The 12,344-nt window shown below is 41.6% G+C and carries 10 protein-coding genes and 1 pseudogene; 9 read left to right on the top strand and 2 right to left on the bottom strand.

The annotated features are described in order from the left end of the window. Positions 1-11 precede the first annotated feature (11 nt). Positions 12-1,028, bottom strand: a complete 1,017-nt coding sequence (locus tag K1I67_RS00950; RefSeq protein ID WP_223338404.1) for an NAD(P)H-dependent glycerol-3-phosphate dehydrogenase — start codon at positions 1,026-1,028, stop codon at positions 12-14. A gap of 240 nt (positions 1,029-1,268) precedes the next feature. On the opposite strand from K1I67_RS00950, the gene leuS reads away from it, so the two are divergent. The 9 genes and pseudogenes from leuS to pepC all read left to right on the top strand — a co-directional run bounded on the left by leuS (position 1,269) and on the right by pepC (position 11,221). Then, complete coding sequence (gene leuS / locus K1I67_RS00945; RefSeq protein WP_223338403.1) at positions 1,269-3,770, top strand: leucine--tRNA ligase; 2,502 nt, start codon at positions 1,269-1,271, stop codon at positions 3,768-3,770. Between the two features lie 111 nt (positions 3,771-3,881). After that, complete coding sequence (locus K1I67_RS00940; RefSeq protein ID WP_223338402.1) at positions 3,882-4,574, top strand: GNAT family N-acetyltransferase; 693 nt, start codon at positions 3,882-3,884, stop codon at positions 4,572-4,574. An 11-nt stretch (positions 4,575-4,585) separates the two neighbouring features. Then, complete coding sequence (locus tag K1I67_RS00935) at positions 4,586-5,008, top strand: GNAT family N-acetyltransferase (RefSeq protein ID WP_223338401.1); 423 nt, start codon at positions 4,586-4,588, stop codon at positions 5,006-5,008. Positions 5,009-5,284: 276 nt separating this feature from the next. After that, positions 5,285-6,148 (top strand): ABC transporter ATP-binding protein, encoded by an 864-nt coding sequence (locus tag K1I67_RS00930; protein ID WP_223338400.1) that lies wholly within the window; start codon positions 5,285-5,287, stop codon positions 6,146-6,148. Continuing rightward, positions 6,148-6,995, top strand: a pseudogene (locus K1I67_RS00925) (ABC transporter permease). The gene K1I67_RS00930 and the pseudogene K1I67_RS00925 overlap by 1 nt, the downstream one beginning before the upstream one ends. Before the next feature lie 180 nt (positions 6,996-7,175). Beyond that, positions 7,176-8,174 carry a Holliday junction branch migration DNA helicase RuvB gene (gene ruvB / locus K1I67_RS00920; RefSeq protein ID WP_317628362.1) on the top strand — a complete coding sequence of 333 codons (999 nt, stop codon included), beginning with the start codon at positions 7,176-7,178 and terminating at the stop codon, positions 8,172-8,174. Next, positions 8,155-8,727: a nucleotidyltransferase family protein gene (locus K1I67_RS00915; protein WP_223338398.1), complete on the top strand. Its 573-nt coding sequence runs from the start codon at positions 8,155-8,157 to the stop codon at positions 8,725-8,727. The genes ruvB and K1I67_RS00915 overlap by 20 nt, the downstream gene beginning before the upstream one ends. 316 nt (positions 8,728-9,043) lie before the next feature. Continuing rightward, on the top strand, positions 9,044-9,766 hold the full coding sequence (locus tag K1I67_RS00910) for a pseudouridine synthase (RefSeq protein ID WP_223338397.1): 723 nt from the start codon (positions 9,044-9,046) through the stop codon (positions 9,764-9,766). Between the two features lie 120 nt (positions 9,767-9,886). Further along, on the top strand, positions 9,887-11,221 hold the full coding sequence (pepC, locus tag K1I67_RS00905; protein WP_223338396.1) for an aminopeptidase C: 1,335 nt from the start codon (positions 9,887-9,889) through the stop codon (positions 11,219-11,221). A 210-nt stretch (positions 11,222-11,431) separates the two neighbouring features. On the opposite strand, the gene K1I67_RS00900 is transcribed toward pepC, so the two are convergent. Beyond that, complete coding sequence (locus tag K1I67_RS00900; RefSeq protein ID WP_049502678.1) at positions 11,432-12,343, bottom strand: PTS system mannose/fructose/sorbose family transporter subunit IID; 912 nt, start codon at positions 12,341-12,343, stop codon at positions 11,432-11,434. Between the last annotated feature and the right edge of the window lies 1 nt (position 12,344).

Raw genomic sequence — 12,344 nt, 5'->3', positions numbered from 1 at the left:
TCTAACGGTGATTAAGACCACTCGTTCTCTGCCTTGAACTCGTTACTCATGAGTTCAGAAACAGCATCTTTGATATTAACATTTTCATAAATAACTTGGTAGATAGCCTGGGTGATAGGCATATAAACTCCTAGCTCTTGTGCCAACTCGTAGGCTGCTTTGGTTGTTGAAATTCCTTCGATGACCATTCCCATATTGGCTTCGATATCAGCTAAGGCTTCTCCACGTCCAAGAGCATCTCCAGCTCGCCAGTTGCGTGAGTGGACAGAAGTTCCGGTAACGATTAAATCCCCAACCCCTGAAAGTCCGCTATAAGTCAGTGGATTTGCTCCAAGTTGAACACCCAATCGAGTAATTTCTGCAAGCCCGCGCGTGATAATGGCAGCTTTTGCATTGTCTCCAAAGCCAAGTCCATGCAGGGCACCTGCACCAACAGCAATGATATTTTTAAGAGCACCAGCCGTTTCTACTCCGATGACATCTGTATTGGTATAAAGGCGGAAGTAGTGGTTGCTAAAGAGTTTTTGAACATATTGAGCTGTTTGTAAATCTTTAGAAGCAGCAGTAATCAAGGTGATGTCGCGTACAATTGTTTCTTCTGCGTGACTAGGACCAGATACAACCACAATTTCACTGCGGAACTCTTGAGGGATTTCTTCTTCAAGAATGGTCGAAAGACGTTTGTGACTATTTGGCTCGAGACCTTTTGAAGCATGCATAATGACGACTTTATGGTCCAAAACAGCAGCTACTTGTTGAGCTACCAATCTTGTCACCTTAGTTGGAACTACGAACAAAACAGCGTCAACGCCCTTCAAGACTTCTGCTAAATCATGGTAGGCAACAATCTTTTCGTCTAATACAGTATCCTTAAAATAGCGTTTGTTAGTATGTTGTGTATTGATTTCGTCAATTTGGTCAGGAATATTTCCCCAGATACGAACTTCGTGTCCATTGTCATTTAAAACTTGTGACAGAGCAGTACCCCAAGAACCAGGCCCTAAAACAGCGATGGTTTGTTTGTTCATGTTTTCCTCCTTCTGAGAAAGCACTTTCCTATATTTTACCATAAAAAGCACTATCATGCATCTATATTATTTATGAAGAATTAATTGAATGGTAAATGATAGATACTGGAGAATTTTTAGAAATTGTTTTGTAGAATAGCCTCGTGTTCAAAGTGCGAAACGATAAAAAACACGAAAAGGAGAACAATATTTCCCCTAAAAATGGTATAATAGGAGCATCACGAAAATTGGAGAGACACTATGAGTTTTTACAATCATAAAGAAATTGAGCCTAAGTGGCAAAAATACTGGGCTGACCATCACACATTTAAGACAGGAACAGATGCTTCAAAACCGAAGTTTTATGCGCTTGACATGTTTCCTTACCCATCTGGAGCGGGTCTTCACGTAGGACACCCAGAAGGTTATACTGCGACAGATATCCTTAGCCGTTTCAAACGTGCGCAAGGCTATAATGTCCTTCACCCAATGGGATGGGATGCTTTTGGTTTGCCAGCAGAGCAATACGCTATGGATACTGGTAATGATCCAGCTGACTTTACAGCGGAAAACATTGCCAACTTCAAGCGCCAAATCAATGCCCTTGGATTTTCTTACGACTGGGACCGTGAAGTAAATACAACCGATCCGAACTACTACAAGTGGACGCAGTGGATCTTCACTAAGCTTTACGAAAAAGGTTTAGCTTATGAAGCAGAAGTACCAGTCAACTGGGTTGAGGAACTAGGAACAGCTATCGCCAACGAAGAAGTGCTTCCTGACGGAACTTCTGAGCGTGGTGGCTATCCAGTTGTCCGCAAACCAATGCGCCAATGGATGCTTAAAATTACGGCTTATGCAGAGCGCTTGCTCAACGACTTGGATGAGTTGGATTGGCCAGAATCTATCAAGGACATGCAACGAAACTGGATTGGGAAATCAACTGGTGCCAATGTCACCTTCAAAGTAAAAGGAACTGACAAGGAATTTACCGTCTTTACGACTCGTCCAGATACTCTTTTCGGTGCGACCTTCACTGTTTTGGCGCCTGAACATGAACTAGTAGATGCCATCACGACACCTGAACAAGCTGAGGCTGTAGCGGACTACAAGCATCAAGCAAGCCTCAAGTCAGACTTGGCTCGTACAGACCTTGCCAAGGAAAAAACAGGGGTTTGGACTGGTGCTTATGCGATTAACCCTGTCAATGGCAAAGAAATTCCAATCTGGATTGCGGACTATGTTCTTGCCAGCTACGGTACAGGTGCTGTTATGGCCGTACCTGCCCATGATGAGCGTGACTGGGAATTTGCTAAACAGTTTGGTCTTCCAATCGTAGAAGTCTTGGAAGGTGGAAACGTTGAAGAGGCTGCCTACACAGAAGATGGCCTTCACGTCAACTCTGACTTCTTGAACGGTCTCAACAAAGAAGACGCCATTGCTAAAATTGTGGCTTGGTTAGAAGAAAAAGGCTTTGGTCAAGAAAAGGTGACCTACCGTCTCCGCGACTGGCTCTTTAGCCGTCAACGTTACTGGGGTGAACCAATCCCAATCATTCATTGGGAAGATGGGACTTCAACAGCTGTTCCAGAAAGTGAATTGCCACTTGTCTTGCCAGTAACCAAGGACATTCGCCCTTCAGGTACTGGTGAAAGCCCATTGGCTAACTTGACAGACTGGCTTGAAGTGACTCGTGAGGATGGTGTCAAAGGTCGTCGTGAGACTAATACTATGCCACAATGGGCAGGTTCAAGCTGGTACTACCTCCGCTATATCGATCCACACAACACAGAGAAATTGGCTGACGAGGATCTCCTCAAACAATGGTTGCCAGTAGATATCTACGTAGGTGGTGCAGAACACGCCGTACTTCACTTGCTTTACGCTCGTTTCTGGCATAAATTCCTCTATGACCTTGGTGTTGTACCAACTAAGGAGCCATTCCAAAAACTCTTTAACCAAGGAATGATCTTGGGAACTAGCTACCGTGACCACCGTGGTGCTCTCGTGGCAACTGATAAGGTTGAAAAACGTGATGGTTCTTTCTTCCATGTGGAAACAGGAGAAGAATTGGAGCAAGCACCAGCCAAGATGTCTAAATCCCTCAAGAACGTGGTTAACCCAGACGATGTGGTGGAACAATACGGTGCTGATACCCTTCGTGTCTATGAAATGTTCATGGGACCACTTGATGCTTCCATCGCTTGGTCTGAAGAAGGTCTGGAAGGAAGTCGTAAATTCCTTGACCGTGTTTACCGTTTGATTACAAGTAAAGAAATCATTGCGGAAAACAATGGCGCTCTAGACAAGGTTTATAACGAAACCGTTAAAGCTGTCACAGAGCAAATCGAGTCCATGAAATTCAACACAGCCATTGCCCAGCTCATGGTCTTTGTTAACGCGGCTAACAAGGAAGAAAAGCTCTATATTGACTATGCCAAAGGCTTTATCCAGTTGATCGCCCCATTTGCGCCTCACTTGGCAGAAGAACTCTGGCAAACAGTCGCAGCAACAGGCGAGTCTATCTCTTATGTAGCTTGGCCAACATGGGACGAAAGCAAATTGGTTGAGGACGAAATCGAAATCGTCGTTCAAATCAAAGGAAAAGTCCGTGCTAAACTCATGGTCGCTAAAGACCTTTCACGCGAAGAATTGCAAGAAATTGCTCTGGCTGACGAAAAAGTCAAAGCAGAGATTGATGGCAAAGAAATCATGAAAGTAATTAGTGTACCTAATAAGCTTGTAAATATCGTAACAAAATAAATTTAAAAGTCCTTCAGAGCTAAGTTCTGGAGGATTTTTTGAATATTACCTGTGAGATGTGATATACTATTCACATCTTTATACTTATAAGAGTGAGACAAGGAGAAAGTTATGCCAGTAAATGAATATGGTCAGATGATTGGTGAACCTGTAGACGACACACCCGGAGTTTTGCCCTCACTTGTACGGATAGAAGGACAGTATACGATTATCGAAGCTTTGTCAGTAGAAAAGCATGCGGAGGATTTGCTGGTTGTTTATGGTCCAGATACTCCTCGAGAGATGTGGACCTATCTCTTTCAGGAGCCAGTGGCAGATATGGAGGAACTGGTCAGCCTTTTAAATCAGATGTTAGCTTGTAAGGACCGTTTTTACTATGCGATAATAGACAAGGCAACGGGCAAGGCATTGGGAACTTTCTCTCTCATGCGCATTGACCAGAATAACCGAGTAATAGAAGTTGGCGTGGTGACCTTTTCTCCGGCTCTCAAACAGACCAAGATGGGAACAGAAGCTCACTATTTGCTAGCTCGTTATGTCTTTGAAGAACTCAATTATCGTCGTTATGAGTGGAAATGTGATGCATTAAATCTACCTTCTAGAAAAGCAGCAGAACGTTTGGGATTTATCTACGAAGGTACTTTCCGTCAAGCTGTTATCTATAAAGGTCGCACCAGAGATACGGATTGGCTGTCGATGATCGATAAGGACTGGCCAAGGGTTAAGGCTCGTTTTGAAGCATGGCTGAAGCCAGATAATTTTGATGAATATGGCCATCAGATTAAATCTCTACGAGAATGTTAGGAAGGTTTGATATGATTAAGATTACAAAAAAATCATCTGTTTCAATTGATGACATTTTACATCTCTATCAGGCAGTTGGTTGGACAAACTATACAAATCAAACTCAGATGCTGGAGCAATCTTTAGCTCACTCATTGGCTATTTATGTTGCTCGTGATGGTAAGGAAATCGTTGGTTTAGTGCGTCTGGTTGGAGACGGTTTTTCATCCGTTTTTGTCCAGGATTTGATTGTTTTGCCTAGCTATCAGCGCCAAGGAATTGGTAGTAACTTGATGAAAGAAGCCTTAGCTGACTATAAGGATGCCTATCAAATACAACTAGCGACTGAACAGACAGAAAAAAACTTGGCTTTTTACCGTTCTCTGGGGTTTGAAACCTTATCTACTTATGATTGTACAGGAATGATTTGGGTGGATCGAAAAAAATTTAAATAATTCTTTTATCTTAAGTTAACTTTAAGTTTACTCATGTATCATGTAATCATTAAGTAAAGACCTCCTAACTTTATTTAATAGAAATCCTAAACTTTTCTTTTTCATAATAATCTCCCTAAAGAAGCCACCAAATCAGGTGGCTTTTTTTATGTTCAAATGCAGAAGTTTTAAGGTAGAATTGACCACATAATCATCCATTTTGACCACATAGTACCAAACTATATTTTTTCTTTTTCCTTTTTGTTAAACTGAAGGTGTAAAAAGGAGGAAGGAAATATGATTTTACAAGCAAAAGGCCTCACTAAGAACTATGGAGACCATACAGCAGTAAAAGATATAAATTTAGAGTTTAAAAAAGGAAGTTTTAACGCAATCTTAGGACCTAATGGGGCTGGCAAATCGACCACGATTTCAATGTTAATCGGACTTAAACGAGCTACTAATGGTCAAATCATCTATGCGCCCAATACTAGGATTGGAGTTGTTTTTCAAGCAAGTGTATTGGATGAAAAGTTGACAGTCAAAGAAAACCTAACCATTCGAGCCCAGCAGTATAAGGGGACTAAAGGTGGTCGTGTGGAAGATTTAATCAATCAACTAGGGTTGACTGCTTTTCAGAAACAACTTTATGGAACTTTATCAGGAGGACAGAAACGTCGAGTTGACATTGCTCGGGCTCTCCTATCCAATCCCGATATTTTATTTCTAGATGAGCCTACGACTGGACTAGATATTCAGACTCGCAAATCCATTTGGGATTTATTGTATCGTCTACAAAGATATGAAGGGATGACTATTATCTTAACGACTCATTATCTGGATGAAGCAGATGAGGCAGATCAACTTTATATTATAGATAATGGAAAGGTTATTGCCCAAGGTTCTGCTGCTGAGATTAAAAGTGAGTACGCTTCCAATCTTTTAAAAATTTATTTTAAAGACAAGCAAGTGGAGAAATTCTTACCTAAAAATATGCCTGTGGAAAAAGAAAATGAGTTTGAGTATAGTCTTTATCCCGAGAACCAATTGGAAGCTATTGATTATTTGACCCAAGTTCGTGAGAAGATTGCTGGCTTTGAATTTCGTCCAGGAACTATGGATGATGCCTTCATAGCCCTTACAGGAAGAGAGGTGCGCTGATGTTAGCCTTATTAAAACGTGATTTTTGTTGTATTTTCGTAATCGTTCAGGAGTCTTTTTCTCATTACTAGGAGCTTTGATTTCCTTTCTACTTTATATCATTTTTTTGCAGAAAAATTTGATGGATGCCTGGTCCCAACTTCCTGATAATAAGAGTCTATTAAATAACTGGCTGATGGGTGGAACCTTGGCTGTGACTGGGATTACAACCAGTTTTACAGCTTTGACCCAGATGGTACAAGACCGTGAAAATCAAGTGGATCAGGATCTCTTTTTGACAGACTTAGGGAGCTGGGGCTTGCAACTGTCTTATCTTATTAGTAGCCTTATCATTTCCTTTGTTATGCAAGCCTTTATGCTTATTGTTATGAGCCTTTATTTTCAAGAAATTCCAGCTATGAGTAAGCTATTTGAAATAAGTTTAATCATGCTGCTAAGTAGTCTCCTTTCAACATTGGTAAATGCACTCTTGGTTTACCATTTCCAGTCAGTAGATAGTCTAGGTAAATTGGCTACCATTGTAGGTACAGCTTCAGGATTTTTAGTAGGAACTTATGTACCAATGGGAATTCTTCCTAACTTCGCTCAAATTCTCATGAAGTGCACACCGGCTACCTATCTTGCTTCTCTCTATAGACAGGTCTTAATGAAGGAGCAATTAGAAACTACATTTATGGGGAATAGTAGCCTATTAGAAGAGTTTCAAGAAAAATTAGGAATCCGGCTTAATTGGCAGGACCTTTTAACAAAGGAAGAAACATACTTAATAGTGTTGAGTATCTGCCTCCTAACTTTTCTGCTTTGGCTAGTCTTGGTTAAGGTTTCTAGCAAGAAAAAATTAAAATAATTCTTTTATCTTAAGTTAACTTTAAGTTTACTCATGTATCATGTAACCATTAAGTAAAGACCTCCTAACTTTATTTAATAGAAATCCTAAACTTTTCTTTTTCATAATAATCTCCCTAAAGAAGCCACCAAATTCGGTGGCTTTTTTGTTTGTAGGCCGGATTTTTGCTATAATAGGAGCATGAGTAGAATTTTAGATAATGAAATCATGGGCGATGAGGAGTTGGTAGAACGTACCCTCCGTCCCCAATATTTACGTGAATATATCGGACAAGATAAGGTCAAGGATCAGCTTCAAATCTTTATCGAAGCAGCAAAAATGCGTGATGAGGCGCTGGACCATGTTCTTTTGTTTGGCCCTCCAGGTCTCGGGAAAACAACCATGGCTTTTGTCATTGCCAATGAACTGGGAGTCAATCTCAAGCAGACGTCTGGTCCCGTTATCGAAAAAGCCGGTGATTTGGTAGCGATTTTGAATGACTTGGAGCCAGGAGATGTGCTCTTTATCGACGAGATTCATCGCTTGCCCATGTCAGTAGAAGAGGTACTTTACAGTGCTATGGAAGATTTCTACATCGATATCATGATTGGAGCAGGGGAAGCTAGCCGTAGCGTCCATCTAGACTTGCCTCCTTTTACCTTGATTGGTGCGACGACACGAGCAGGGATGCTTTCAAATCCTCTTCGTGCACGTTTTGGAATCACTGGTCACATGGAATACTATACCCATGACGACTTGACAGAGATTGTCGAGCGGACGGCGGATATCTTTGAGATGGAAATCACTCATGAGGCGGCTGCTGAGTTGGCCCTCCGTAGTCGTGGAACTCCTCGTATCGCCAATCGTCTCCTCAAGCGCGTGCGCGACTTTGCGCAGATTATGGGCGATGGCTTGATTGATGATGTGATTACGGATAAGGCTTTAACTATGCTGGATGTAGACCATGAAGGCTTGGACTATGTGGACCAGAAAATTCTCCGCACCATGATTGAGATGTACGGTGGAGGTCCTGTCGGTCTAGGAACTCTTTCGGTGAATATCGCCGAAGAGCGTGAGACGGTTGAGGATATGTATGAACCTTACCTGATCCAGAAAGGATTTATCATGCGAACTCGTTCAGGACGGGTCGCGACAGCCAAGGCTTATGAACATTTAGGGTATGAATACATTGAAAAATAAGGCTGAAATCTTAGACTCTTTTAGGGAAAATTCTGACATGATGGCTATTTTGACCATCATCCGTGACTCGGAGTTGAATGATTCTTGGTTGGCTGCTGGATCGGTCCGAAATTTTATCTGGAATCTCTTGTCAGATAAGCCGGCCTTTGACCGTGAAACGGATGTGGATGTGATTTTCTTTGACCCAGATGTGAGTTACGAAGAAACGCTGGTTATAGAAAGCAAGTTGAGAGAGAACTTTCCCCAGTACCAATGGGAGTTGAAAAATCAAGTCTATATGCATCAGCATAGTCCCCATACGCCTCCGTATAGAAATTCCTGCGATGCCATGAGTAAATATCCTGAACGTTGCACGGCAGTAGGACTTCGCTTGCAAGCTGACGCAACTTTAGAGCTCTTTGCGCCTTATGGTTTGGAGGATATTTTGAACTTTCAGGTTCATCCAACTCCTCATTTTTTAGAAAATCAAGACCGGATGAAGCTCTATCAACAGCGTTTATCCAAGAAAAACTGGCGAGAAAAATGGAAAAATCTCACATTTAAAATAACTTAAGGAAACTTTAAGATAGGAGCTGTATACTTATCTCATAAGTTAAGAAGACCTTAACTTTAACTCCTAAAAATTTTTCATAATAATCTCCCTATAAAATAAAGTCGCCCAATCAGGCGGCTTATTTTTTTGTTCTAATACTCAATGAAAATCAAAGAGCAAACTAGGAAGCTAGCCGCAGGTTGCTCAAAGTACAGCTTTGAGGTTATAGATAAGACTGACGAAGTTAGTCACATATATAATCTAAGGTGAAGTTGACGTGGTTTGAAGAGATTGTCGAAGAGTATAAATCTATGCTTTTTCATGATATAATAGCTTTATGAGATTAGATAAATTTTTAGTTGCCTGTGCTATAGGTAGCAGGACAGAGGTTAAAAACTTTCTAAAGTCTGGGCGCGTGACGGTCAATGGTAAGAAAGAAAAATCTGCTAAGTTGCAAATTAATGAAGAGACAGATGAGATTCGCTTTGATGGGCAAAAGCTAGCCTACGAGGAGTTTGTTTACTATATGATGAACAAGCCCAAAGGAGTTATCTCAGCAACTGAAGATCCGAAGCACAAGACAGTCTTGGATTTGTTGGATGACTATGCACGTGCCAAGGAAGTTTTTCCGGTAGGGCGCTTGGATATCGATACGCATGGACTCTTACTCTTGACCAATGATGGCCAGCTAGCTCATGCTCTTCTTTCACCCAAACGTCATGTGGATAAAATCTATCTGGCGCAGGTCAAGGGAATGATGACAAATGCAGATATTGAGACATTTGCGCAAGGAATTCCGCTCAAGGATTTTACCTGTCAGCCTGCCAAGCTAGAGCTTGTGTCTATTGATAGAGATAAGGAAGAAAGCCTGGTCCGAGTGACCATTGCAGAAGGGAAATTCCACCAGGTAAAGCGTATGGTCGCCTACTGTGGTAAGGAAGTCGTAGACTTGCAACGTTTAACCATGGGAACTTTGACCTTGGATGAGGATTTAAAACGTGGAGAATGGCGTCGCTTAAGCAAGAAAGAACTGGAAGGGTTACTTGAGAGTGTCAGCTAGTGACAGAAGAATTATGAAATATTAGGAAAATGTGAGGAAAATATCCTTGCCTTTTTCAGTTTTTGGTTGCTTCCTTTGTGAAAAGAGTTATAATAGACTGTAGAATAAAAGGAGGATTTTATGAACGCGATTCAAGAATCATTTACAGATAAATTATTTGCCAACTATGAAGCAAATGTAAAATATCAAGCTATCGAAAATGCAGCTAGCCATAACGGTATTTTTGCAGCCCTAGAGCGTCGTCAAAGTCATGTAGACAATACACCTGTTTTCTCACTTGATTTGACAAAGGACAAGGTCACTAACCAGAAGGCTTCTGGTCGTTGCTGGATGTTTGCAGCCCTTAACACTTTCCGCCACAAACTTATCTCTCAATACAAACTTGAAAACTTTGAATTGTCACAAGCCCACACCTTCTTCTGGGACAAGTATGAAAAATCTAACTGGTTCTTGGAGCAAGTGATTGCGACTGCTGACCAAGAATTGACGAGCCGTAAGGTTAGCTTCCTACTCCAAACTCCTCAACAAGACGGTGGTCAATGGGATATGGTAGTAGCTCTCTTTGAGAAATACGGTGTCGTGCCTAAGTCTGTTTATCCAGAGTCTGTTTCATCTAGCAATAGCCGTGAGCTCAACGCCATTCTTAACAAATTGCTTCGTCAAGATGCTCAAATTTTGCGTGACCTATTAGCTTCAGGTGCGGATCAAGCAAGTGTTCAAGCTAAGAAAGAAGACCTCTTGAAAGAAATCTTTAACTTCCTTGCCATGTCATTAGGGCTTCCACCACGTCAGTTTGACTTTGCTTATCGTGATAAAGATAATAACTACCAAAGCGAAAAAGGCATCACACCACAAGAGTTTTACAAGAAATATGTTGATCTTCCACTAGAAGACTACGTTTCTGTGATCAATGCTCCAACTGCCGATAAACCTTACGGTAAATCATACACAGTTGAGATGTTGGGAAATGTCGTTGGTAGCCGTGAAGTTCGCTACATTAACGTACCTATGGAACGCTTGAAAGAATTGGCGATTGCCCAAATGCAAACAGGAGAAACTGTTTGGTTTGGTTCAGATGTCGGCCAGCTCAGCAACCGTAAGGCAGGGATCCTTGCGACAGATGTTTATGACTTTGAATCAAGCATGGACATTCAACTCACTCAAGATAAAGCTGGACGTTTGGACTACAGCGAAAGCTTGATGACTCATGCTATGGTCTTGACAGGTGTTGATTTGGACGAAAACGGTAAATCAATCAAGTGGAAAGTTGAAAACTCATGGGGAGATAAGGTCGGTGCAGATGGTTACTTTGTTGCCTCAGATGCTTGGATGGACGAATACACTTACCAAATCGTTGTTCGTAAGGAATTATTAACAGCAGAAGAACGAGCTGCTTATGAAGCAGAACCAATCGTCCTTGCACCATGGGATCCAATGGGTGCCTTAGCAGAATAATACTCTACACAAATCTCTTTAAACCGTGCCAGCTTCGCCTTGCTGTAGATATATGATATTGACTTCGTCAGTTTTATCTACAACCTCAAAGTTGCGCTTTGAGCAACTTGCAGCTGGTTTTCAAGTTGGCTCTTTGATTTTCATTGAGTATAAAAGCATAGAAAAAAGGAATCAGGTTTTAGAACCTAGTTCCTTTTTTAAGTTTACTGATTACATGATACCGAAGAAACGAGCTGCGATACCAACTGCAAAGAGGGCAAGGATGATTGTGATTGGAGATACTTTTTTCTTAAGCAACCACATGCAAAGGAAAGTAAGGAGAAGTCCCATCAATCCTGGAATCAATGAGTTCAACTGTCCTTGAAGTGTTTGTGGTTGAACGCTATCTAGGCTCATACCACTAAGCGCTTGACCAAGAATACCCTTCAATTCTCCACCAGTAACAGCACCTTCTGGGAAGTTGATGTAGGCACCTTCTGACAATTGTTTGCCTGGAAGGTTGATAGTGAAGTTGATTGATACCCAACGTTGTACAAGAACAGCAAGGATGAACATACCAAGGATAGATGCTCCTTTAGTGATGTCTTTCAAGATACCACCTGACATGTCTTTAGTGATTTCAGATCCAGCCTTGTAACCAAACTCTTGTGTATACCAAAGGAATGACATACGGATTGCATTCCATCCAAAGAAGAAGAGAAGTGGTCCAACGATGTTACCAGTTGCAGCAAGTGATGCACCAAGGGCACCAAGGATAGGACGAACTGTAAACCAGAAGACTGGGTCACCGATACCAGCAAGAGGTCCCATCATACCGATCTTAACACCTTGGATAGCAGCGTCATCGATTTCAGTACCGTTTGCGCGTTCTTCTTCAAGTGCAAGAGTAACCCCCATGATTGGAGCAGCTACGTATGGGTGAGTGTTGAAGAACTCAAGGTGACGCTCAAGAGCAGCAGCTTGGTCTTCTTTAGTAGTGTAAAGTTTCTTGATAGCTGGGATCAAAGAGTAAGCCCAACCCAAGTTTTGCATACGTTCGTAGTTCCATGAACCTTGAAGGAATTGTGAACGCCACCAAACTTTTTGGCGGTCTGATTTTGATAATTGAATTTTTTCAGCCATG

Source organism: Streptococcus infantis, assembly GCF_019929575.1.
Lineage (GTDB): Bacteria > Bacillota > Bacilli > Lactobacillales > Streptococcaceae > Streptococcus > Streptococcus infantis_L.
Note: the sequence above shows the minus strand (reverse complement) of the source record. Positions and strands in the feature narration are given on the sequence as shown.

What these genes read in the sequence shown, in the direction of transcription:
- K1I67_RS00950 (WP_223338404.1), bottom strand. Translation starts at nt 1,028, where the DNA reads ATGAACAAACAAACCATCGCTGTTTTAGGGCCTGGTTCTTGGGGTACT.
- leuS (WP_223338403.1), top strand. Translation starts at nt 1,269, where the DNA reads ATGAGTTTTTACAATCATAAAGAAATTGAGCCTAAGTGGCAAAAATAC.
- K1I67_RS00940 (WP_223338402.1), top strand. Translation starts at nt 3,882, where the DNA reads ATGCCAGTAAATGAATATGGTCAGATGATTGGTGAACCTGTAGACGAC.
- K1I67_RS00935 (WP_223338401.1), top strand. Translation starts at nt 4,586, where the DNA reads ATGATTAAGATTACAAAAAAATCATCTGTTTCAATTGATGACATTTTA.
- K1I67_RS00930 (WP_223338400.1), top strand. Translation starts at nt 5,285, where the DNA reads ATGATTTTACAAGCAAAAGGCCTCACTAAGAACTATGGAGACCATACA.
- ruvB (WP_317628362.1), top strand. Translation starts at nt 7,176, where the DNA reads ATGAGTAGAATTTTAGATAATGAAATCATGGGCGATGAGGAGTTGGTA.
- K1I67_RS00915 (WP_223338398.1), top strand. Translation starts at nt 8,155, where the DNA reads ATGAATACATTGAAAAATAAGGCTGAAATCTTAGACTCTTTTAGGGAA.
- K1I67_RS00910 (WP_223338397.1), top strand. Translation starts at nt 9,044, where the DNA reads ATGAGATTAGATAAATTTTTAGTTGCCTGTGCTATAGGTAGCAGGACA.
- pepC (WP_223338396.1), top strand. Translation starts at nt 9,887, where the DNA reads ATGAACGCGATTCAAGAATCATTTACAGATAAATTATTTGCCAACTAT.
- K1I67_RS00900 (WP_049502678.1), bottom strand. Translation starts at nt 12,343, where the DNA reads ATGGCTGAAAAAATTCAATTATCAAAATCAGACCGCCAAAAAGTTTGG.